The sequence below is a fragment of the Nocardioides ginsengisoli genome, assembly GCF_039537225.1.
Lineage (GTDB): Bacteria > Actinomycetota > Actinomycetes > Propionibacteriales > Nocardioidaceae > Nocardioides > Nocardioides ginsengisoli.
Genome location: NZ_BAABAC010000039.1, coordinates 12,537 through 32,785 on the forward strand (window position 1 = coordinate 12,537; position 20,249 = coordinate 32,785).

Below are 20,249 nucleotides of genomic sequence, written 5' to 3' on the forward strand. Positions count from 1 at the left end.
GGCTCAGCCATAGAGGCGCGCGATGACGCCGCGGGTCTCGGCCAACAGGTCGAGCCCGCGGCGTTCGCCGTACTCAGGAGCGATCCGGGCCAGCTCGCCCGGCAGGGCCGCCTCGCACCGCTCGACGGCACGCGACCACGACAGCGACGGCACGAAGCGGGGGTAGGACATCCGGTCGGCGAGCGCGAGCAGCCGTACGGCGTCGGCGGGCGCCAGGGTGCCGAAGCGCAGCGCCCAGCTGCCGAGTGCGAAGAGCATCAGCCCGACGACCGGGACGTCGACGAAGCCGGGCTCACGGTCGAGCACCCGCCGCGCCGCGTCGGCCAGCCACGGGTAGCGTTCGCGGCCGCGCGCCTCGCGGCCGTGGAGGGCGAGCGCGACGACGGCGACCGTGTTGCCGTAGATGCGCCACGGCGCGATGTCGGCGTCGTCGCCCATGCCCGGGAACGAGATCGCGGCCATCGCCTCGGCGGCCTCCTCGACCAGCCGGCAGCCCTCATCGACGTCACCGCGGGCGAAGGCGATCTCGGCCTGGGTGATGAGCATCGTGCCGCGCCCGCTGTAGCCGCTGGGGGTGGGCCGATCGGTGAGCGCGAGCGCCTCGTCGAGCACGCGCTGCGCCGCGACGGGATCGCCGCGCTCGAGGCACGCGATCGCGGAGACGGTCATCGCCTCGAGGGCGTCGTCGTGCGCGCCGAGCCGCAGCAGGACCGGTACGGCGGCGCGTGCGTGCGGCTCCGCCTCCGCGATGCGCCCCATCTGGCTGTAGAGCCCGGCCAGCTGGGCGTGGAGCACCGCGCGGGTCCACGGCCCGTCCTCGACCGCCCCAGCGGCCACCGCGGCCTCGGCCGCGGCGACGGCGCCCGCGGCGTCGCCGAGGTTCTCGCGCTCGTGGCTGCGCCACTGCAGCGCGATGCTGCGCACCTGCGGGTCGGGGTCGTCGACGAGGGCGTCGGTCGGCGACAGCATGGGAGTGCCCGTGGTCGCGCTCGCGCCGAGCACGACGGTCGTCATCGCGGCGATCCGGCGGCTCGTCGTCCCGGGGCCGAGGGCGGCGAGCTCGTCGACGAGGGTCTCGAGCGCGCCCTGCTGGGAGAACCACGAGTTGACCAGGGTGAGGCAGATCGCCGCCCGCGCCTGGTCGGCCCGCTCGGGCGCCGCCCGCACCGAGGTCAGGACCGTGGCGACCGGCTCGCACAGCATGATGACGCGCGGGTGCTCGCCCCGGATGCTCCAGAAGCCGCCGAGCGTCGCCACCAGGGCCACGACGGCGTCGGCGTCGGACTCGGCGAGCGCCCGGCGCAGCGCGTCGGCGAGGTTGTTCTCCTCGACCGCGACCGCGTCGACGGTGGCGACCTGGTCGCGGGTGAACAGCCGGGCGCTGAAGACGTCGGCGACGGCGACCGCCCAGTCGCGGTGGGCGCGGCGGGCGTCGTCCTCCTCCCCCGCGTCGATGAGCTGCACCCGGCCGAACTCGCGGACCGTCTCGAGCATCCGGTAGCGCAGCGGCCGGCCGTCGCCGCCGTCGAGGACGGTGAGCAGGGACTGGGTGACGAGCTCCTCGACGGTCGCCAGCGCGTCGGCGCCGAGGACCTGCTCGGCCGCGTCGAGCGTGAGCCCGTCGTGGAAGACGGAGAGCCGGCGCAGGCCGCGGCGGTCGCGGTCGGCGAGCAGGTTCCAGGACCAGTCGATGACGGCGAGCAGGGTCTGGTGGCGGTCGGGGGCGCTGCGGTCGCCGCCGCGGAGCAGGGCGAAGCGGTTCTCGAGCCGGGTGGCGATGTCGTCGACCGACATGGCGCGGACCTTGACCGCGGCCAGCTCGATCGCGAGCGGGAGGCCGTCGAGGCGCTCGACGATCTCCTGGACGGCGGCCGCGGGCAGCGCCACGCCCGGCCGCGCGGCGAGGGCGCGCTGGCGGAAGAGGTCGGCGGCGTCGCTCGCTCCGAGCCGGCTCAGCTCGAAGACGTGCTCGGCGGCGATCGAGAGCGGCGCGCGGGTGGTGGTGAGCACCCGCAGCGTCGGCGTCACGGCCACCAGGAAGGCGACCAGGTCGGCGACCGCCTCGATCAGGTGCTCGCAGTTGTCGAGGACGAGCAGGGTGGGCGCCTGGTCGAGCTGCTGTGCGATGCGGGAGCGGACGTCGCGCTGCTGCTCCGGGGTGAGGACCCGACGGCCGGTCAGCGAGTCGCGGACGCCGAGCACCGAGCCGACCTCGGCCACCACGTCGGCCGGGTCGACGACGCCGACCAGCTCGACGACGTGGACGACGGGCTGGTCGGCCTCCGCGGCGACCAGCTGGGCCAGGCGGGTCTTGCCGAGCCCACCGGGGCCGAGAATCGAGACCACGCGATGGGTGCGCACGAGGACACGCAGCCGACCGAGGTCGTCGTCGCGACCGACCAGGCTGGTGGCGTAGTGGCTCAGCCCCGAGCGGACCGGCCGGTCGCGCAGCAGCAGCTCCTGGTGGAGCGCCTGCAGCTCGGGCGCCGGGTCGACGCCGAGCCGGTCGGCGAGCCGCTCGCGGTGGGTCTCGTAGCGGGCCAGGGCGGCGGGCACGCCGCGGACGGCGGCCTCGCTGCGCAGGAGCGCGGCGAAGGTGCCGTCGTCGGACGCGTCAGCGGCGTCGGCGGCGGCGAGCAGCGGCCACGCCTCGTCGTACCGGCCGACGGCGGCGAGGATCCGGCCCGCCAGCGCGGGCTCGGCCCCAAGGTGCGGCAGGTGTGGGAGCGCCTCGCTCCAGGCGCCGGCCGCGGCGGCGCGACGGGCCGCCTCGACCGCGTGGTCCTGGGTCCAGACGTCGACGTCGCCGGTGTCGAGGGCCAGCCGGTAGCCGTGGCCGGCGCGCTCGACGACGTCGGGCGCGGTGGCCGACCGGGCCCGGGAGACGACGACCTGCAGCGCCTTGGTCGGGTTGGCCGGTGGCTCGTCGCCCCAGATCTCCTCGATCAGGCGCTCCTCGCCGACACTCTTGCCGCGCGCGTCGGCCAGCACCGCGAGGAGGACGCGGGTGCGCTCACCCGGGACGGCGGCGCCGTCCCAGGTGACCTCCTCGGCCAGCCGCAGTCGCGGCCCGCCCGTCAGCGTTGCACCGCTCCGGTCAGCTCGGCGGCACGCGCGACCGCGGCGTCGCGGGCGGCGCCCGTCTCGGTCTCGGTGAGCGTGCGGTCGGGCGCCCGGAAGCGCAGCGCGAAGGCCAGCGACTTGCGGCCCTCGCCGATCTGCTCGCCGGTGTAGACGTCGAACAGTCGCACCGACTCGAGCAGCTCGCCCGCGCCGTCGCGCAGCGCGGCCTCGACCGCGGCGACGGTGACGGCGTCATCGACCACGAGGGCGACGTCCTCCTTGGCGACCGGCATCGTGGAGAAGACCGGGCCCGGCGTCACGTCGGTGGCCGCGGCCATCAGCGCGTCGAGGTCGATCTCGACCGCGGCGCTGCGGACCGGGAGGCCGAAGCTGCGGCAGACGTTGGGGTGGAGCTCACCGGCATGACCGATCTCGACGCCCGCGATCGACACGACCGCGCAGCGGCCCGGGTGCCACGGCATCCGGGCGGCCGAGGCGACGTCGACGGTGACGCCGAGCTCGCCGGCGAGCCGCCGGACGACGGCCAGCGCGTCGCTCCAGCTCGCGGCGGCGCCCGCGCCCCACCAGCCCGAGCGGCGCCGCTCGCCCGCGAGGACGACGGCGAGGTGCTGCGGCTGGATGGGGAGCGCCTCGATCAGCTTCTCCAGCTCGGCCTCGGACGGCCGGGTGTGGACGCCGTAGATCGGGGCCGGGCCGTTGTCGGCCGGGAAGGCGACGGTGCCGGTCTCGAACAGCGCGACGCCCGCGGCGCCACGGCCGAGATTGCGGCCCGCGGCCTCGAGCAGGCCGGGCAGCAGCGTCGTGGTGTAGGCCGGCGCCTCGCTCGACAGCGGGTTGGCGAGGCCGACCGTGGTGCGCAGCGGGTCGTCGGCGGGCAGGCCGAGCCGGTCGAAGGTCGCCTCACCCACGAACGGGAAGCTGACCACCTCGACCAGGCCGGCGCCGGCGAGCGTGCGGCCGACCCGGCGGCGCAGCCGCTGGGTGCGGGTCAGGCCACGACCGGTCGCCCGGCGCGGGAGCACGCTCGGCACCTTGTCGTAGCCGACGATCCGCACGACCTCCTCGACCAGGTCGTAGGGGTCGTTGATGTCGGGACGCCAGGTCGGCGGGACGACCTCGATCTCGCCGGACTCCAGCTCGGTGACCGTGGCGCCGATGGCGCGCAGGTCCTCGACCGTGGTGAACGCGGAGATGTCGATGCCGCTCAGCCGGGCCGGGAGGTCGGTCGCGATGGTGACCGCCGGCCGCTCGGGGGCGGTGCCGACCAGCGTGAAGCCGGGCTCGGCAGTCGCGCCGCCATAGGCGACGAGGAGCTCGACCACGCGGTCGGCCGCGACGCCCGGCAGCAGCGGGTCGACGCCGCGCTCGTTGCGCTTGCCGGCCTCGGAGGTCAGCTTGTGGCGCTTGCCCGTGCGGAACATCGACACGGCGTCCCAGTGGGCCGCCTCGATGAGGATCCGGGTGGTGTCGGCGGACATCTCGGTGGTCGCGCCGCCCATCACGCCGGCGAGGCCGATCGGGCCGGAGTCGTCGGTGATGACCAGGTCCTCGGGGGACAGCTCGCGGACGACGTCGTCGAGCGTGGTGAGCCGCTCGCCCTCGCGGGCCCGGCGCACGCCGAGCGCCCCGGCGACCTTGTCGGCGTCGTAGCCGTGGATCGGCTGGCCGAGCTCGAGCATCACGTAGTTGGTGACGTCGACGGCGAGCGAGATCGAGCGCATGCCGGCCTGCTCGACGCGGGTCTTCATGAACTCCGGCGTCGGGCGGGACGGGTCGAAGCCGCTGACCAGGCGCGCGGCGAAGACCGGGCAGCCGGCCGGGTCGTCGACGACGACCTCCCAGGCCTTGCCGTCGACCTCGGGGAGCGCGCGGTCGGCCGGGTCGGTGAAGGGCGCGCCGAAGCCGAGCGCGGCCTCGCGGGCGACGCCGCGCAGCGAGAGCGCGTAGGCGCGGTCGGGGTTGATCTCGAACTCGATGACCTCCTCGTCGAGCCCGAGCAGGCCGAAGACGTCGTCGCCGGGGGCGCCGGCGTCGGCCGGCAGCACCAGGATGCCGTCGTGGTCGTCGCCGATGCCGAGCTCGCGGACCGAGCAGATCATGCCGGCCGACACGTGGCCGTAGGTCTTGCGCGCGGAGATCTCGAAACCGCCCGGCAGCGCGCCGCCGGGCAGGATGACGACGACCAGGTCGCCGGGCTCGAAGTTGTGGGCGCCGCAGACGATGCCCTGGGGCTCACCCGTGCCGTTGGCGTCACCGACGTCGACGGTGCACCAGTTGATCGTCTTGCCGTTCTTCTGCGGTTCGGGCTCCTTGGTGAGCACCTTGCCGATGACGAGCGGGCCGCGGATCTCGGCGCCGGCGGCGTGGATGCCCTCGAGCTTGAGCCCGAGCGCGGTCAGCCGGTCGGTCAGCACCTCGGTGGTGACCTCGGCGGGCAGGTCGACGAGCTCCCGGATCCAGGAGACAGGGGCCTTCATCGGTCTACAGCTCGCTTCCGAAAGCAGTGGTGAAGCGCACGTCGCCCTCGAAGAGCGTGCGCAGGTCCTCGAGGCCGTGGCGGAACATCAGCGTGCGGTCGATGCCCATGCCGAACGCGAAGCCGGAGTAGCGGGTCGCGTCGACGCCGCACGCCTGCAGCACGCGCGGGTTGACCATGCCGCAGCCGCCCCACTCGATCCAGCCCTCGCCGCGACACGTGCGGCAGTGCTCGGTGGTGCCGTCCTTGAGGCCGGTACCGCGGCACACGAAGCAGGTCAGGTCGACCTCGGCGCTCGGCTCGGTGAAGGGGAAGTACGACGGCCGGAAGCGCGTCGTGATGCCGTCACCGAACATCTGGGCGGCGAAGTGGTCGAGCGTGCCCTTGAGGTGGGCCATCGAGATGCCCTCGTCGATGGCCAGGCCCTCGACCTGGTGGAACATCGGCGAGTGGGTCGCGTCGTACTCGTCGGTGCGGAAGACGCGACCGGGGCAGACGACGTAGATCGGCGGCGTGCGGGTGAGCATGGTGCGCGCCTGGACCGGGCTGGTGTGGGTGCGCAGCACGATGTGGTGGTCGGCCGGCTCGGTCCAGAAGGTGTCCTGCATGGTGCGCGCCGGGTGGTCCGGGCCCAGGTTGAGCGCGTCGAAGTTGAGCCACTCGGCCTCGATGACCGGGCCCTCGGCGACCTCCCAGCCCATCGCGACGAAGATGTCGGCGATCAGCTCGGCGCCGGTGGTGAGCGGGTGCCGGCCGCCGACGGGGTCGTGGTCGGTGGGCAGCGTGACGTCGACCGCCTCCTCGACCAGGATCCGCGCCTCGTGCTCGGCCTCGAGCACCTCCTGGCGGGCGGCGAGCGCCTGGTTGACGGCGCCGCGGGCCTGGCCGACGCGCTGGCCGGCCTCCTTGCGGGCCTGCGGCGGCAGCGCGCCGATCTCGCGGTTGGCGAGAGCGAGCGGGGAGCGGTCGCCGGCGTGCTCGGTGCGCACCGTCTTGAGCTGCTCCAGGTCGGTTGCGGCGGCGATCGCGGCCAGCGCGGAGTCGCGCGCCGCCTCGACCTCAGCAGGGCTCACGGCGGCGACCTCCACGGGGTCGTAGTCAGTGTTCGGGCCAGACATATCGCGGCCAGTCTAGGAACCCCGGGCGCTGAGCCGCGAACCGGTATTCCGCGGAGCCCCCGACGCCCGAGGTCACTCGGGGAAGCGCTCGGCGATCGCGGTGAGCCGGGCGACGTACGCCGTCCAGTCGAGGTCGCCCGGAACGTTGCTCACCGCGGGCAGCAGGCCGGCCGCGCCGTCGTACTGCTCGCGGAGGATGTCGGCCTGCCCCGCGTGCCGGTCGAGGTCGGTCACGACGTGCACCGCGATCCGGTGCAGCGTGGCCGCCGCGCGCTCCTCGGGCCACCACGGGACCCGGCCCACGGTGTCGAGCGGCAGCTCGTCGAAGGCGGCGTCGGCGAAGGCGCCGACCCTTTGGTAGAAGGCGACCAGCTCGGCTGCGGGAAGGTCGGCGGGGACGGTCCAGTCGGCCTGCGGGTCGGTCTCGTAGGCCTCCTCCGGGATGAGCGCCGGGTGGTCGGGCTCGGGCCAGACCCGGCCGAAGGTCGGTCCGAAGTAGCCGATCTCGACGTTGGCGCAGTGCAGCACGATGCCGAGCAGGCTGGTGCCGGTAGGGATGCGGGGCATGCGCAGCTGGCGCTCCCCCAGGCCGTCGAGCTTCCAGAGCAGGGCCTCGCGGGCGCGCCCCAGGTAGGTGCGCAGGACCTCGGCCGGGTCGTCGAGCTCGGTCATGACGTCATCTCCGCCGCCGCGGGCTCGGTGACGGAGACCGGCCAGGTCGTGACGATGCGCGCCCCGCCGCCGGGGCGGTCGTCGACGGCGATCGCGCCGCCGTGGGCGCGGACCAGGCCGCGGACGATGTAGAGGCCGAGGCCGGAGCCGCCGCCGGTGCCCGCCGTCCAGAACTTCGTGAAGATCCGCTGCCGCAGCTCGGGCGGGATGCCGGTGCCCTCGTCGGTCACCGTCACGGCCAGGTACGACGGGTCGTCGCTCGCCGCGCCGACGTGCATCCGCACCGTGCCACTCCCGTGGCGCACCGCGTTCTCGGCGACATTGGTGAGCACCTGCATCACCTTGTCGGGGTCGGCGTCGACCATCGGCAGGTCGGCGTCGATCTCGAGCTCGATCGGGGTCGAGGTGATCACCGACAGCGACTGCAGGACCCGATCGGCCTTCTTGCCCAGGTCGGTGGGCCGCCGGTGGAGCTGGAGCCGGCCGGTGTCGATGCGGGCCACGTCGAGCAGCTCGGTGATCAGCCTGCTGAGCCGGTCGGCGTCGGCGTTGGCCGTGGTCAGCATCAGCTGCTTCTGCTCGTCGGTGAGCTTGTCCCACCGGTTGAGGAGCGCCTGGACGAAGCCCTTCACGCCGGTCAGCGGCGAGCGCAGCTCGTGGGCGAGGGTGGCGACCAGGTCGGACCGGTCGCGGTCGAGGCGCGCCCGGCCGCGTCCGCTGCGCAGGCTGACCGCGACCGCCTCGACCGGCCCGGTGCGGTCGGCGCGGTGCAGCCGGGCGGCGACGAGCACCTCGGTGCCGTCGGGCAGCAGCCACGACTGCTCGGGGACGCCGGTGCGCGTCGACAGCCCGTCGTACGGCGTGTTGTGGGCGGTCCAGCCGCGCGCGTCGTGGTCGGTGAGCGCGAGCACCTCGTCGAGCGGACGCCCGACGGCGCCGGCCGGATCGGCGTCCAGCATGCGTGCGGCGGCCGCGTTGACCGCGGTCACCCGGCCGGTGGCATCGGCCACGACGACGCCGTCGGGAAGCAGGTCGAGGGGGTCGGTCACCCGTTCATCATGGCGCGCGCGCTGGCATAGAGACAGACCGCGGCGGCCGTGGCGAGGTTGAGCGACTCGGCCGCGCCGAGGATCGGGATGCGCACCCGGTGGTCGGCCAGCGCCGCCAGCTCGTCGGGAAGACCCCACGCCTCGTTGCCGAACAGCCAGGCCGTCGGCCGGGCGAGCAGCTCGTCGGCGGCCGGTGTGAACAGCTCGACCTCACCTGCGCCGTCGGCGGCCAGGACGGTCAGTCCCGCCGCCTGCGCAGCCCGGACGGCGGCCGCGGCGTCGCGCTCGACGCCCACCGGGAGGTGGAACAGGCTGCCGACCGTGGCCCGGATCGTCTTCGGGTTGTAGGGGTCGACCGAGTCGCCGGCGAGGACGACGGCGTCGCCGCCCGCGGCATCGGTGGTGCGGATGACCGTGCCGGCGTTGCCGGGGTCGCGCACGTCGGCGCAGATGGTGAGCAGCCGCGGCGCGGTCGGCTGCGGGGCGTCGAGGAAGCGGCAGACCGCGACCAGCCCGGCGGGGCTGACGCTGTCGCTGAGGCCGCTCATCGCGCGGTCGTCGACCAGCGTGAGGGGCGCGGCGCCGAGCAGGTCGGCGTACTCGCTCGCGGCGGCGGGCGTCGCGAACACCTCCACCACACAGTCCTGCCCGGAGGCGAGGACGGTGCCGAGGGCGCCCTCGACGGCCTTCGGGCCGTCGGCAAGGAAACACCGCCGCTCGGTTCGCACCGAGCGGCGGTGTAGCTTCCGTGCTTCCTTGACCCTGGTGTTGCCAGCAGTCAGAGGAATCATCGGATCAGGCGGAGACCTTGGGCGCGTTGACGTCCTCAGGCAGCGCGGCCTTGGCCTGCGCCACGATCGCCGAGAAGGCGGCCGGGTCGTTGACGGCGAGGTCGGCGAGGATCTTGCGGTCGACCTCGATGCCGGCCAGGTTGAGGCCCTGGATGAACCGGTTGTAGGTCAGGCCCTCGGCGCGGGCGGCCGCGTTGATCCGCTGGATCCACAGGCGGCGGAAGTTGCCCTTGTTCTTCTTGCGGTCGTTGTAGCTGTAGACCAGCGAGTGGGTGACCTGCTCCTTGGCCTTGCGGTACAGCCGCGAGCGCTGGCCGCGGTAGCCGCTGGCCCGGTCGAGGGTGGTACGACGCTTCTTCGCCGCGTTCACTGCGCGCTTGACGCGTGCCATCTCTTAACTCCTTGTGTCGTGCTCAGTACGGAAGGGCCGGGTCAGAGACCGAGCATCTTCTTCGCGCGCGGGACGTCGTTCTTGGCGACCTCGACCGTTCCGGTCAGGCGGCGGGTGACCTTGGAGGCCTTCTTCTCGAGGTTGTGGCGCTTGCCGGCCTTCTCGCGAAGGATCTTGCCGCTGCCGGTGACCTTGAACCGCTTGCTGGCACCGGAGTGCGTCTTGTTCTTCGGCATCTCGTCTCTATCTCTCGTTACTTCGGATGGCGTCCCGGTCCGCGTGGGCGGCTCGGACGTGGCTCAGGCGTCGATCTCGGGATCGAGATTCTCGGAGCGGCCCCGCTCCTTCTTCTGGGCGGCCGGCTTCTGGGCGACGCGCTCGGCCTGCGCGGCGGCGTCGATCGCTGCCTCGGCCTCGCGCTCGGCGCGACGCTCCTCCTTGGCCGCCTTGACCTCGGCCTTGGCCTCGGCCTTCTTCTTGTGCGGCCCGAGGACCATCACCATGTTGCGGCCGTCCTGCTTGGGGTTGGACTCGACGAAGCCCAGCTCCTGGACGTCCTCGGCCAGCTTCTGCAGCAGCCGGTAGCCCAGCTCGGGGCGGTGCTGCTCGCGGCCGCGGAACATGATCGTGATCTTGACCTTGTCGCCGGCCTTGAGGAAGCGAACGACGTGACCCTTCTTGGTCTCGTAGTCGTGCGCGTCGATCTTGGGCCGGAGCTTCATCTCCTTGATGATGACGTTGGTCTGGTTCCGTCGCGCCTCACGGGCCTTCTGGGCGTTCTCGTACTTGAACTTCCCGTAGTCCATGAGCTTGCAGACGGGGGGCTTGCCCATCGGGGCGATCTCCACCAGGTCCAGGTCGGCCTCCTGCGCGAGCTTGAGGGCCTGGTCGGTGGGGACGATGCCGACGGTCTCGCCGTTGGGTCCCACGAGCCGGACCTCGGGAACCCGGATCCGCTCGTTGATGCGCAGCTCGGTGCTGATGTGTCCTCCAAATTCGAACGGTTGAGAGCACATCCGGCGTAAAACGCACGATGGCTCCCGCTAGTCACAAAGCGGAAGCCAGTCACGAGCCCCGTCAGCCCACCGGTCTCGCTGCTGCGAGGCCGACGGCAGGGCTCTCCATGGACCGGACCCGACGACCTGGCGGCCGTGGCGGGTGGGAGACGATGGTGCTGATCCCCGCTTGTGGATCTGCCACGCTCGCCCCTCGATCTCTCGAGGAATGGGCATGACGGATCGGTCAACGCCAGATACTACCCGGCTTGTTCCCGCCGGGGCTAATCCGCGACGTGCTCGTCCGCGGAGCCGAGCCAGCCCCAGCCGCCGTCGTCGAGCCGGACCGGCCGCCAGCCGGACGCGATGCGCACCAGGTCGTCGCCCTCGACCACGAACGGGTGCGGACCGGCGACGTCGACGACGAGCGCGGCGGCGCCCTCCTGGACGGCGGTCGCAGCGGCCAGGTGCGCGGCCACCGGAACCGGGCGGGCCTGCGGGTCCCAGGCGGCGAGCGTGGTGAGGTCGGTGAACGCCAGCAGCGCCATCCGGCCGTCGGCGCCGGTGAGCAGGACGGCGGCCATGTCGCTGGTCTTGTCGCGGGCCAGGCCGTCGTCGCCGACCTCGACCTCGCCGAGCACCGCGACCACCGGCACGAGCAGCCGCGCGGTGGCCAGCGCCGCGAGCACGACCGGGTACGACGCGCCGGTGGCGTCACCGGCGTCGGCGGCGAGCGCGGTCGCGAGAGCCCGGTCGGCGGACCCGTCGTCGTCGACGTACTCCGAGCCCTGGAGGCGGCGGGCGTCGGGACGCTCGTTCGGCGATGCGGTCACCCGCACATCGTGCCATCCGTGGAAGCATGCCGAGCGTGCAGCACCACTCCTTCGTCGCACGCAACCAGCTCGCGGCCCGGCTCGACGCGGCGGTCCGCGCATGGCCGGAGCCGCTGCCGACGCCGACCTTCGTCGTCGACCTCGACGCCTTCGACGCCAACGCCGCCGACCTGGTCCGGCGCGCGGGCGGCACCCCGATCCGGGTGGCGTCGAAGTCGCTGCGCGTGCCGGCGCTGGTGACCCGCGCGCTGGCGATCGACGGCTTCGCGGGCGTGCTGGCCTACAGCCTCGCCGAGGCGCTGTGGCTCGCCGAGCACGACGTCTGCGACGACATCCTGGTCGCCTACCCGTCCGTCGACCGGGCCGCGCTGGCCGCGCTCATCGCGTCGCCGCGCGCCGCCTCGCGGATCGCGATCATGGTCGACGACGTCGCCCACCTCGACCTGGTCGACTCGCTGCGGGCGTCGACCGCCGTGCCGGTCCGGGTGGCGCTCGACGTCGACGCCGGCCTGCGCTGGGGTGGCCGGGCGGTCGGCCCCCGCCGCTCCCCCCTGTACGACGTCGGCGCGGTGACCTCGCTGGCCCGCACCGTGATCGACCGGCCCGGCTTCCACCTGGTGGGCGTGATGACCTACGAGGGCCAGGTGGCCGGCGTACCGGACGAGGTGCCGCACGAGCGGGCCCGCTCGGCGATCGTCCGCAAGATCAAGCAGCTGTCGGTCGCGCAGCTGCAGGTGCGTCGTGCGGCGATCGCGGAGGCGCTCGCCGCGCTCGGCGGCCTGGAGTTCTGGAACGCGGGCGGCTCGGGCTCGATCGAGTCGTCGTCGGCCGACCCGGTCGTGACCGAGGTGACCGCCGGCTCGGGGCTGCTCGGACCGACCCTCTTCGACCACTACCGCTCCTTCTCCCCCGCGCCCGCCGCCTTCTTCGGGCTGCCGGTCACCCGGCGGCCCTCCGCCGAGGTCGCGACCGTCCACGGCGGCGGCCTGATCGCGTCCGGCCCCACCGGCGCCGACCGCGCGCCGACGCCCTGGGCGCCCGCGGGCCTGAGCCTGACCGGGCTCGAGGGCGCCGGCGAGGTGCAGACGCCGCTCGTCGGCGCCAACGCCCGGCGGCTGGCGATCGGCGACCTGGTGTGGTTCCGGCACGCGAAGTCGGGCGAGCCCTTCGAGCACGCGAACACGGTCCTGCTGGCGCAGGGCGAGTCGTTCGTGGACTCGGTCGCGACCTATCGCGGTCATGGCCTCGCCTTCTGACGTCCTCGAGCTCGCGCTGTCGCGGCCGCCGACGCTCGGCGCGGGCCGGCTCATCTGCGTCGACGGGCTCGCGGGCTCGGGGAAGACCACGCTCGCCCGCGCCCTCGCCGCGCTCGCGCCGGAGGCCGTCGTCATCGGCACCGACGAGATGCTCGAGGGCTGGCGCGGACTGCCCGGCCTCGCCGCCTCCACCGAAGCGCTGCTGCGGCCCCTGGCCGCCGGGCGGGACGGGCACTGGCGACGGTGGGACTGGCTCGCCGACGGCTGGGCGGAGACCCGCACCGTCTCCCCCGGGCCGCTGCTCGTCCTCGAGGGCGTGGGCAGCGCCGCGGCGTCGTACCGGGACCTGGTGACGGCGCTGGTGTGGGTGGAGGCGCCGCTCGCCGTACGGCTGGCGCGGTGGCTGGACCGCGACGGCGAGGAGATGCGCCCGCACTGGGACGACTGGCTCGCCGACGAGGCCGCGCTGCACGCGCGCGAGGACACGCGGGCGTGGGCCGACCTGGTCATCCGCACCTAAGGTGGGCGTCGTGACCGCGCCCACCGGTGAGCAGTACGTCCTCTCGGCCCACGGCTACCGCGCCGTCGTGACCCAGGGCTGCGGCGCGCTGCGGTCGCTGACGTACGACGGCCGCGAGCTCGTCGACGGCTTCGCCGAGGACGCGATGCCGTCGGCCGGACGCGGGCAGCTGCTCATGCCGTGGCCGAACCGGATCCGCGACGGGCGCTACGAGTTCGGCGGCGCCACGCAGCAGCTCGCGCTGACCGAGCCGAAGCGGGGCAACGCCTCGCACGGACTGGTGCGCTGGGCGTCCTGGTCGCTCGTGTCGGCGAGCGCCGACCGCGTGGAGCTGTCGTACTTCCTGCCCGCGCAGACCGGCTATCCGTGGGCGCTGGCGCTCACCGTCACCTATGCACTGGGCGCGGACGGGCTGACCGTCACCCAGGCCGCGACCAACCTCGCGGACGCGGCGGCGCCGTACGCGTCGGGGGCGCATCCCTATCTGCGGGCCGGTGGCGGGCCGTGCGACGACTGGACGCTGACCCTGCCCGCCCACATCCGCCTGGTCACCGACGACGAGCGGCTGCTGCCGGTCGGCCGCGAACCCGGCGACGCCTTCGTCACCGCGGCGCCGATCGGGGACGCCGTACTCAACCACGCCTACACCGACCTCGACCGCGATTCCTCGGGCCGGACGACGGTCACGCTGCGCGCCGGTGAGGCCGGCGACTCCGGGGTGGCGCTGTGGGTCGACGAGCACCACCGCTGGCTGCAGGTCTACACCGCCGACGACACCGCCACCCCGCGGGTGAGCGTGGCGGTCGAGCCGATGACCGCTCCCCCGGACGCGTTCAACTCGGGCGAGGACCTCGTGGTGCTCGAGCCCCGGGCGACGTACGCGGCGAGCTGGGGCGTCCGTGCCCTCCCCCCGCCGAAGTAGCAGGGTTCCCGCACCGAGGTGGCACACCGCTCGACGCCGGAAGCGTGCAACCTCGGCGCCGGAAGGGTGCTACTTCGGCGGACGGTGGGCGGCGACGATCGCCTTCAGCTCCCGTACGGCGGTCGCGGCGCGGGCGCCGTCGGAGGACTGGATGCCGAGCAGCGAGATCCGCTCCTCCTCGCCGTCGACGACCTGCAGGAGGTAGGGCCACGGGGCGCCGCGCGGCATCCGGACGGTGCCGACCTCCGCCCAGGCGAAGGTCCGCTTGCGATAGCCGTTGACGACGACCAGCCCGTCGGGGCGGGCGACGACGCGCGAGCGGGCCAGGCCGTTGAGCAGCGCGAGGCCGAGGCCGATGAAGAAGATGACCGTGCCGCGCTCGTAGACGTTGACCGACGCCTTGGTGGCGTCGTCGAAGCGCACCCACAGCCACACGAACGCGCCCACCAGGATGACGGCGAACACAGCCGCCGCCATCCGCGGGCCGAACGGACGCCAGGTCCGCGGCAGGGTGGGCACCTCAGGCTGCTCGGGCTGCTCGGCCATGCTCAGAGCCGGCAGGCGTGGATGTCGGTGGTGAGGATCGCGCGGGCGCCCAGGGCGAACAGCTCGTCCATCACGCGCTGGGCCGACGAGCGCTGCACCATCGAGCGGACGGCGACCCAGCCCTCCCGATGAAGCGGGCTGACGGTGGGGCTCTCGATGCCCGGCGTCAGCGCGATCGCCTGCTCGACCTTCTCGGCGCGGATGTCGTAGTCCATCATCACGTAGGCGCGAGCGACGAGGACGCCCTGCAGCCGGCGGGTGAAGACCTCGAGGGCGCTCGGGTCGGCGTCGGCGCGGGTGATCATCACGCCCTCCGACTCGAGGATGACCTCGCCGAAGACCTCGAGCCCGGCGTTGCGCAGCGTGCTGCCGGTCTCGACGACATCGGCGATCACGTCGGCGACGCCGAGCTGGATGCTCGTCTCGACCGCGCCGTCGAGGCGGACGACGGTCGCGTCGATGCCCTTCTCGGCGAGGTAGCGCTTGACCACGCCGTCGTAGGACGTCGCGATCCGCTTGCCCGCCAGGTCACCGGCGTCGGTGGCCGTGCCCGGGCGCGCGGCGAAGCGGAACTTCGAGCGGCCGAAGCCGAGGGTCAGCGACTCGACCGCGGTCGAGCGCGAGTCGAGGAGCAGGTCGCGGCCGGTGATGCCGGCGTCGAGCGTGCCCTCCCCGACGTACAGCGCGATGTCGCGCGGGCGCAGGTAGAAGAACTCGACGTCGTTGTCGGGGTCGATCTTGGTGAGCTGCTTGGACTCCGAGCGCTGCGCGTAGCCCGCCTCGCGGAGCATGGCGGACGCGGACTCGGAGAGGGCCCCCTTGTTGGGGACGGCGATCTTGAGCATGGGTTTCCCCTCTACAGGTGTGAGTAGACGTCCTCGAGCGAGAGTCCGCTCGCGATCATGAGGACCTGGGCGTGGTACAGCAGCTGGCTGATCTCCAGAGCCGTGGCTTCCTTGCCCTCATGCTCGGCGGCCATCCAGGACTCAGCGGCCTCCTCGATCAGCTTCTTGCCGATCGCATGGACGCCGGCGTCGAGCGCCCGGACGGTGCCGGACCCCTCGGGCCGCGTCTGTGCCTTCTCGCTGAGCTCTGCGAACAGCTCGTCGAACGTCTTCACAGGGGGTCAGCCTACGGCGTCGGCGCAGGCCGACCCCCACCGGTCTCAACCCGCGTAGCCGCGCGAGCGGATGCGCTTGAGCGTGACCGCGGTCTGCAGCGCGGCCGACGCCGCTTCGTAGCCCTTGTCCTCGCGCGAGCCGTCGAGCCCGGCGCGGTCGAGGGCCTGCTGCTCGTCGTCGCACGTCAGCACCCCGAAGCCGATCGGGATGTGGTGGTCGAGCGAGACGCGGGTGAGTCCGTCGGTGGCGGCGCTGCAGACGTACTCGAAGTGCGGCGTGCCGCCGCGAATGACCACACCGAGCGCGATCACGGCGTCGTACGACGGCGCGAGGGCCGCCGCGGTCACCGGCAGCTCGAAGGTCCCGGGCACCCGGACCACGACGGGCGCCTCGATCTTGTGGTCGACGAACGCGCGCTGCGCGCCGGCGATGAGGCCGTCCATCACCTGGGTGTGCCAGCTCGCCGCGACGACCGCGACCCGGAGGTCGTGGCAGTCGACGGGGGCGATGTCGGGGGCGCCGTGTCCGGCCATGTCAGTTGGCTCCTTCGAGGTCGGCCTGGACCAGGTCGGGGTCGAGGTCAGGGAGATCGTGGCCCATCCGGTCGCGCTTGGTCAGCAGGTAGGCGAGGTTGTGGCCGTTGGGGTGGGGCGTCAGCGGGACCCGCTCGGTGACGGTGATGCCGTAGTCCTCGAGCGAGGCCACCTTGTCGGGGTTGTTGGTGAGCAGCCGCACCTCGCTCACGCCGAGATCCTTGAGGATCTGGGTGGCGGCGCCGTAGTGGCGGGCGTCGGCGGGCAGGCCCAGGTCGAGGTTGGCGTCGACGGTGTCGCGGCCGCCGTCCTGCAGCTGATAGGCCTGCAGCTTGGCGACCAGGCCGATGCCCCGGCCCTCGTGGCCGCGGAGGTAGACGACGACGCCGCTGCCCTCCTCGACGATCCGGTCCATCGCCTCGTTGAGCTGGGGGCCGCAGTCGCAGCGGCTCGACCCGAAGACGTCGCCGGTCAGGCACTCGGAGTGGACCCGCGTCAGCACCGGGCCGCCGTCGGCGAGCGCCGCCGGGTCGCCGTAGACGAGCGCGACGTGCTCGCCGCCGTCGACGGTGATCGTGTAGCCGATCGCGGTGAAGTCGCCGTGGGCGGTGGGCAGCCGGGTCTCGGCCTCGCGAACCACGTGGGTCTCGACGCGGCGGCGGTAGCGGACCAGGTCCTCGATGGAGATCATCGCCAGGCCGTGCTCGTCGGCGAACGCACGCAGCTCGGGCGCGCGCTTCATGGTGCCGTCGTCGTTGACGACCTCGACCAGGACGCCGGTCGGCGTGAGGCCCGCGAGCCGGCACAGGTCGACGGCGGCCTCGGTGTGGCCGCGACGCACCAGGACGCCGCCCTCGCGGTAGCGCAGCGGGAAGACGTGCCCGGGGCGGGTGAGCTCCCACGGCTCGGTGGCCGAGTCGGCCAGGACCCGCACCGTGTGGGCGCGGTCGGCCGCGGAGATGCCGGTGCTGACGCCGTCGCGGGCGTCGACCGAGATCGTGTACGCCGTGCGGTAGGCGTCGCGGTTGTGCGGGGTCATCAGCGGGATCTCGAGCCGGTCGAGCATCGCGCCCGGCATCGGCGCGCAGATCACGCCGCTGGAGTAGCGGATGGTGAACGCCATCAGCTCCGGGGTCGCCTTGCTGGCGGCGAAGATGATGTCGCCCTCGTTCTCGCGGTCCTCGTCGTCGACGACCACGACCGCCCGGCCCGCGGCGATGTCGGCGATCGCCCGCTCGACGTCGTCGAGGCGGACCTTGCTGCCCGTGCCGCCCGGGTGATCCGTGCCGCTCATGCCTTGCTCTCCTTGGTGTAGGCCCGCACGAGCTTCTCCACGTGCTTGGCGATGACGTCGACCTCGAGGTTGACCTTGTCCCCGGGCGCCCGGAAGCCGAGCGTGGTGCGGGCCAGGGTCTCGGGGATGAGGCTGACGGTGAACGTGCTGTCGCCGGCCTCGACGACGGTGAGGGAGGTGCCGTCGACGGTGATCGAGCCCTTGTCGACGAGGTACCTGCCGAGGTCGGCGGGCATCGCGATCTCGACGATCTCCCAGTGCTCGCTGGGCGTCCGGGCGACGACCTCGCCGACGGCGTCGACGTGGCCCTGGACGACGTGGCCGCCGAGCCGCTTCTCCGCGGTGACCGCGCGCTCGAGGTTGACCCGGTCGCCGACGGCGAGCCCGCCGATGCTCGTCTTGGCGAGCGTCTCGGCCATCACGTCCGCGGTCCAGGTGCCGTCGGTGCGCTCGGCGACGGTCAGGCAGCAGCCGTTGACCGCGATCGAGTCACCGAGGCCGGCGTCGGACAGGGTGATGTCGGAGGCGATGGTGAGCCGGATGGCGTCCCCCTGGTCCTCGACGGCGGTGACGGTGCCGAGCTCCTCGACGATGCCGGTGAACATCAGTGGGTTCCTCTCAGGGTGGGGCGCAGGGTCAGCCGGACGTTGGCCTCCGGGCCCGAGCCGACGACGGTGGTGTCGAGCAGCTCGAGTCGGAACGCGTCCGCGATGGTGGGGATTCCGAGGTCGCCGACGGCCGAGCGACCGGCGCCGAGCAGCATCGGGGCGACATAGGTGACGACCTCGTCGACGAGGCCGGCGCCGAGGAAGGACGCGGCCAGCGTCGGGCCGCCCTCCAGGAAGACGTGGTGGCGGTCGTGCTCGGTGTAGAGCGTCCGCAGCGCCTGCTCGGGGTCGCGGGTGCGCAGGTGGAGCGACGGCGCCGCGTCGTCGAAGATCCGGCGGTCGGCCGGGAGGTCGCGCTCCCCCATCACCACCCGCAGCGGCTGGGCGGCGACCGGTCGGTCGTCGTCGTCGCGGACGGTCAGCTGGGGGTCGTCGACGTCGACCGTGTTGGTGCCGACCAGCATGGTGTCGGACAGCGCGCGGAGCCGGTGGGTGTCGCGGCGCGCGGGCAGCGACGAGACCCAGCGGGAGGTGCCGTCGGCGGCGGCGCTGCGCCCGTCGAGGGTCGCCGCGAACTTCCAGGTGACGAACGGGCGGCCGTGGCGGTGGGCGAACGTCCAGGCCGGGTTGACCGCCTCGGACTCCTCGGCGAGCAGGCCGGTCTCGACCTCGAGGCCCGCGGCGCGCAGGGTCTCGGCGCCGCCGCTGGCGAGCGGGTTGGGATCGCGCTGGGCGACGACCACCCGTCGTACGCCGGCGGCGATGAGGGCCTGCGCGCACGGGCCGGTGCGGCCGGTGTGGTTGCACGGCTCGAGCGTGACGATCGCGGTCGCGCCGCGTGCCGCCTCGCCCGCGACGGCCAGCGCCTCGACCTCGGCGTGCGGCGTGCCGGCTCCGTGGTGGTAGCCCTCGCCCACGACGGTTCCGTCGGGCGCGAGCAGCACGCAGCCGACCCGCGGGTTGGGGTGGAGCGGGACACCGGGGGTCGCGGCCAGGGCGATGGCGCGACGCATCGCGTCGTCCTCGGTGATGGTCTGCGCCACGGCTGCCTCTCGTCGTCCTGGATGCGGACTCCGGGGCTGGCGACGGGCTGGCGGACCGTCCGGCGGTCTCGCCGTGCTGGGCCGGCTCGTCCGTCGGACGCTCGTGCGTGCGCTTCCCATCCGGACTTTGACCGTCGGTCCAGGAATCCCACCTGGTCAACCGATCACTGGCTGCGATCGGGTCGCGGACTTTCACCGCCGGTTCGGATTTTCACCGACCCCAGAGCACGCGAGCTCTTGCCGACCATGGTGACACACCCGGGCGCGGGGCGGGATGTGGGCCCGGTCACCGGGACGGGAATGCGCGCTACCGTCGAAGCATGAACTGGCTCGCGCTCGGAGTCTGCTCGCTCGGCGGCGTGGTGTTCTGGTTCGCGACCGATCGCTTCTTCCTGCTCATCCTCGGGCTGCTGCTCGGCGTCGCGCTCGGCGTGGGGCTGGGAAACAACCAGAAGCCGGAGTGAGCCCGCCGTAGGGTGGCGGCCATGTCGTATCCCCCGCCCCTGTACGACGGCGACGGCGAGATCTCGGCCTGGGTGCGGCCGGGCACGTCCGAGCCCGACCTCGTCTATCCCAACGGCAACCGGGTCCACTACCTGGCCCGCGGTGAGGCCACCGGCGGCCTGTTCGGCCTCTACCGCTGGGAGTTCTCCGAGGCCGTGAGCGGCCCGGGCCCGCACTTCCACCGGACCATGTCGGAGTCCTTCTACGTCCTCGACGGCGAGGTGCGGATCTACACCGGCGACGACTGGACGACGGCGCGCGCCGGCGACTTCCTGCACGTGCCGCCGGGCGGCCTGCACGGCTTCCGCAACGAGTCCGGGGCGCCGGCCACGATGCTGCTGCACTTCGCGCCCGGCGCGCCGCGGGAGCCCTACTTCGAGGGGCTCGACCGGCTCGCGCGCGGCGAGCAGTGGACGCCGGAGGAGTACGACGCGTTCATGCGCGAGCACGACAACGTCTGGGTCGAGGAGAGCTGACCGCTCCCCGACCCAGA

The 20,249-nt window shown here is 73.3% G+C and carries 22 protein-coding genes and 1 riboswitch; of the genes, 5 read left to right on the forward strand and 17 right to left on the reverse strand.

All coding sequences use genetic code 11. The features are described 5' to 3' along the window. Positions 1-3: 3 nt before the first annotated feature. The 10 genes from AB4880_RS20185 to AB4880_RS20230 form a co-directional block, all read right to left on the reverse strand. Complete coding sequence (locus tag AB4880_RS20185) at positions 4-3,081, reverse strand: AfsR/SARP family transcriptional regulator (RefSeq protein WP_367921059.1); 3,078 nt, start codon at positions 3,079-3,081, stop codon at positions 4-6. Continuing rightward, positions 3,078-5,561 carry a phenylalanine--tRNA ligase subunit beta gene (gene pheT / locus AB4880_RS20190; protein ID WP_367921006.1) on the reverse strand — a complete coding sequence of 828 codons (2,484 nt, stop codon included), beginning with the start codon at positions 5,559-5,561 and terminating at the stop codon, positions 3,078-3,080. The genes AB4880_RS20185 and pheT overlap by 4 nt, the downstream gene beginning before the upstream one ends. Before the next feature lie 4 nt (positions 5,562-5,565). Then, positions 5,566-6,678 carry a phenylalanine--tRNA ligase subunit alpha gene (gene pheS, locus AB4880_RS20195; protein WP_367921007.1) on the reverse strand — a complete coding sequence of 371 codons (1,113 nt, stop codon included), beginning with the start codon at positions 6,676-6,678 and terminating at the stop codon, positions 5,566-5,568. Between the two features lie 72 nt (positions 6,679-6,750). After that, complete coding sequence (locus AB4880_RS20200) at positions 6,751-7,350, reverse strand: DinB family protein (RefSeq protein WP_367921008.1); 600 nt, start codon at positions 7,348-7,350, stop codon at positions 6,751-6,753. Further along, the gene (locus AB4880_RS20205) at positions 7,347-8,399 is read right to left on the reverse strand and encodes a sensor histidine kinase (protein WP_367921009.1); all 1,053 of its coding nucleotides are present in this window, start codon (positions 8,397-8,399) and stop codon (positions 7,347-7,349) included. Before AB4880_RS20205 ends, AB4880_RS20200 begins: the two co-directional genes overlap by 4 nt. Further along, a complete protein-coding gene (locus tag AB4880_RS20210) occupies positions 8,396-9,190 on the reverse strand; it encodes a TrmH family RNA methyltransferase (protein ID WP_379229354.1) in 795 nt (264 codons plus the stop codon). Before AB4880_RS20210 ends, AB4880_RS20205 begins: the two co-directional genes overlap by 4 nt. 4 nt (positions 9,191-9,194) lie before the next feature. After that, the gene (gene rplT / locus AB4880_RS20215) at positions 9,195-9,581 is read right to left on the reverse strand and encodes a 50S ribosomal protein L20 (RefSeq protein WP_367921011.1); all 387 of its coding nucleotides are present in this window, start codon (positions 9,579-9,581) and stop codon (positions 9,195-9,197) included. A 41-nt stretch (positions 9,582-9,622) separates the two neighbouring features. Continuing rightward, entirely contained in the window at positions 9,623-9,817 is a 195-nt protein-coding gene (gene rpmI / locus AB4880_RS20220; protein ID WP_028654205.1) for a 50S ribosomal protein L35, read from the reverse strand. Between the two features lie 63 nt (positions 9,818-9,880). Then, on the reverse strand, positions 9,881-10,597 hold the full coding sequence (gene infC, locus AB4880_RS20225; protein WP_367921012.1) for a translation initiation factor IF-3: 717 nt from the start codon (positions 10,595-10,597) through the stop codon (positions 9,881-9,883). Positions 10,598-10,860: 263 nt separating this feature from the next. Further along, complete coding sequence (locus AB4880_RS20230; RefSeq protein WP_367921013.1) at positions 10,861-11,409, reverse strand: SseB family protein; 549 nt, start codon at positions 11,407-11,409, stop codon at positions 10,861-10,863. A gap of 26 nt (positions 11,410-11,435) precedes the next feature. Between AB4880_RS20230 and AB4880_RS20235 the strand changes: the two genes are divergently transcribed. The 3 genes from AB4880_RS20235 to AB4880_RS20245 are packed head-to-tail and all read left to right on the forward strand — an operon-like array spanning position 11,436 to position 14,107. Beyond that, positions 11,436-12,665, forward strand: coding sequence for an alanine racemase (locus tag AB4880_RS20235; protein ID WP_379229357.1), 1,230 nt, complete (start codon positions 11,436-11,438; stop codon positions 12,663-12,665). Next, the gene (locus tag AB4880_RS20240) at positions 12,649-13,185 is read left to right on the forward strand and encodes a uridine kinase family protein (protein WP_367921015.1); all 537 of its coding nucleotides are present in this window, start codon (positions 12,649-12,651) and stop codon (positions 13,183-13,185) included. Before AB4880_RS20235 ends, AB4880_RS20240 begins: the two co-directional genes overlap by 17 nt. A gap of 10 nt (positions 13,186-13,195) precedes the next feature. Next, the gene (locus AB4880_RS20245) at positions 13,196-14,107 is read left to right on the forward strand and encodes an aldose 1-epimerase family protein (RefSeq protein WP_367921016.1); all 912 of its coding nucleotides are present in this window, start codon (positions 13,196-13,198) and stop codon (positions 14,105-14,107) included. Positions 14,108-14,176: 69 nt separating this feature from the next. Here the strand turns inward: AB4880_RS20245 and AB4880_RS20250 are convergent, their stop codons facing one another. Genes AB4880_RS20250 through ribD form a run of 7 tightly spaced genes read right to left on the reverse strand, consistent with a single transcriptional unit; the run spans position 14,177 to position 19,222 of the window. Then, positions 14,177-14,653: a PH domain-containing protein gene (locus AB4880_RS20250; protein WP_367921017.1), complete on the reverse strand. Its 477-nt coding sequence runs from the start codon at positions 14,651-14,653 to the stop codon at positions 14,177-14,179. A 2-nt stretch (positions 14,654-14,655) separates the two neighbouring features. Continuing rightward, the gene (gene hisG, locus AB4880_RS20255; RefSeq protein ID WP_367921018.1) at positions 14,656-15,498 is read right to left on the reverse strand and encodes an ATP phosphoribosyltransferase; all 843 of its coding nucleotides are present in this window, start codon (positions 15,496-15,498) and stop codon (positions 14,656-14,658) included. 11 nt (positions 15,499-15,509) lie between these two features. Beyond that, the gene (locus AB4880_RS20260) at positions 15,510-15,773 is read right to left on the reverse strand and encodes a phosphoribosyl-ATP diphosphatase (RefSeq protein ID WP_367921019.1); all 264 of its coding nucleotides are present in this window, start codon (positions 15,771-15,773) and stop codon (positions 15,510-15,512) included. 45 nt (positions 15,774-15,818) lie between these two features. Further along, on the reverse strand, positions 15,819-16,307 hold the full coding sequence (gene ribH, locus AB4880_RS20265) for a 6,7-dimethyl-8-ribityllumazine synthase (protein WP_367921020.1): 489 nt from the start codon (positions 16,305-16,307) through the stop codon (positions 15,819-15,821). A gap of 1 nt (position 16,308) precedes the next feature. Then, entirely contained in the window at positions 16,309-17,601 is a 1,293-nt protein-coding gene (locus AB4880_RS20270) for a bifunctional 3,4-dihydroxy-2-butanone-4-phosphate synthase/GTP cyclohydrolase II (RefSeq protein ID WP_367921021.1), read from the reverse strand. Further along, on the reverse strand, positions 17,598-18,206 hold the full coding sequence (locus AB4880_RS20275) for a riboflavin synthase (RefSeq protein ID WP_367921022.1): 609 nt from the start codon (positions 18,204-18,206) through the stop codon (positions 17,598-17,600). The genes AB4880_RS20270 and AB4880_RS20275 overlap by 4 nt, the downstream gene beginning before the upstream one ends. After that, on the reverse strand, positions 18,206-19,222 hold the full coding sequence (gene ribD / locus AB4880_RS20280; protein WP_379229381.1) for a bifunctional diaminohydroxyphosphoribosylaminopyrimidine deaminase/5-amino-6-(5-phosphoribosylamino)uracil reductase RibD: 1,017 nt from the start codon (positions 19,220-19,222) through the stop codon (positions 18,206-18,208). Before ribD ends, AB4880_RS20275 begins: the two co-directional genes overlap by 1 nt. Positions 19,223-19,355: 133 nt before the next feature. After that, a riboswitch (FMN riboswitch) is annotated at positions 19,356-19,485 on the reverse strand. A gap of 87 nt (positions 19,486-19,572) precedes the next feature. On the opposite strand from ribD, the gene AB4880_RS20285 reads away from it, so the two are divergent. Together AB4880_RS20285 and AB4880_RS20290 are read left to right on the forward strand one after the other, a co-directional pair. Then, entirely contained in the window at positions 19,573-19,716 is a 144-nt protein-coding gene (locus tag AB4880_RS20285) for a hypothetical protein (RefSeq protein ID WP_367921024.1), read from the forward strand. Between the two features lie 21 nt (positions 19,717-19,737). Beyond that, positions 19,738-20,232 carry a cupin domain-containing protein gene (locus AB4880_RS20290; RefSeq protein ID WP_367921025.1) on the forward strand — a complete coding sequence of 165 codons (495 nt, stop codon included), beginning with the start codon at positions 19,738-19,740 and terminating at the stop codon, positions 20,230-20,232. The last annotated feature ends 17 nt before the right edge of the window (positions 20,233-20,249 follow it).

What these genes read in the sequence shown, in the direction of transcription:
- ribH (WP_367921020.1), bottom strand. Translation starts at nt 16,307, where the DNA reads ATGGCCGGACACGGCGCCCCCGACATCGCCCCCGTCGACTGCCACGAC.
- pheS (WP_367921007.1), bottom strand. Translation starts at nt 6,678, where the DNA reads ATGTCTGGCCCGAACACTGACTACGACCCCGTGGAGGTCGCCGCCGTG.
- AB4880_RS20240 (WP_367921015.1), top strand. Translation starts at nt 12,649, where the DNA reads ATGGCCTCGCCTTCTGACGTCCTCGAGCTCGCGCTGTCGCGGCCGCCG.
- AB4880_RS20270 (WP_367921021.1), bottom strand. Translation starts at nt 17,601, where the DNA reads ATGAGCGGCACGGATCACCCGGGCGGCACGGGCAGCAAGGTCCGCCTC.
- ribD (WP_379229381.1), bottom strand. Translation starts at nt 19,222, where the DNA reads ATGCGTCGCGCCATCGCCCTGGCCGCGACCCCCGGTGTCCCGCTCCAC.
- rplT (WP_367921011.1), bottom strand. Translation starts at nt 9,581, where the DNA reads ATGGCACGCGTCAAGCGCGCAGTGAACGCGGCGAAGAAGCGTCGTACC.
- pheT (WP_367921006.1), bottom strand. Translation starts at nt 5,561, where the DNA reads ATGAAGGCCCCTGTCTCCTGGATCCGGGAGCTCGTCGACCTGCCCGCC.
- AB4880_RS20290 (WP_367921025.1), top strand. Translation starts at nt 19,738, where the DNA reads ATGTCGTATCCCCCGCCCCTGTACGACGGCGACGGCGAGATCTCGGCC.
- AB4880_RS20275 (WP_367921022.1), bottom strand. Translation starts at nt 18,206, where the DNA reads ATGTTCACCGGCATCGTCGAGGAGCTCGGCACCGTCACCGCCGTCGAG.
- AB4880_RS20235 (WP_379229357.1), top strand. Translation starts at nt 11,436, where the DNA reads ATGCCGAGCGTGCAGCACCACTCCTTCGTCGCACGCAACCAGCTCGCG.
- infC (WP_367921012.1), bottom strand. Translation starts at nt 10,597, where the DNA reads ATGTGCTCTCAACCGTTCGAATTTGGAGGACACATCAGCACCGAGCTG.
- hisG (WP_367921018.1), bottom strand. Translation starts at nt 15,498, where the DNA reads ATGCTCAAGATCGCCGTCCCCAACAAGGGGGCCCTCTCCGAGTCCGCG.
- AB4880_RS20200 (WP_367921008.1), bottom strand. Translation starts at nt 7,350, where the DNA reads ATGACCGAGCTCGACGACCCGGCCGAGGTCCTGCGCACCTACCTGGGG.
- AB4880_RS20285 (WP_367921024.1), top strand. Translation starts at nt 19,573, where the DNA reads ATGAACTGGCTCGCGCTCGGAGTCTGCTCGCTCGGCGGCGTGGTGTTC.
- AB4880_RS20250 (WP_367921017.1), bottom strand. Translation starts at nt 14,653, where the DNA reads ATGGCCGAGCAGCCCGAGCAGCCTGAGGTGCCCACCCTGCCGCGGACC.
- AB4880_RS20210 (WP_379229354.1), bottom strand. Translation starts at nt 9,190, where the DNA reads ATGATTCCTCTGACTGCTGGCAACACCAGGGTCAAGGAAGCACGGAAG.
- rpmI (WP_028654205.1), bottom strand. Translation starts at nt 9,817, where the DNA reads ATGCCGAAGAACAAGACGCACTCCGGTGCCAGCAAGCGGTTCAAGGTC.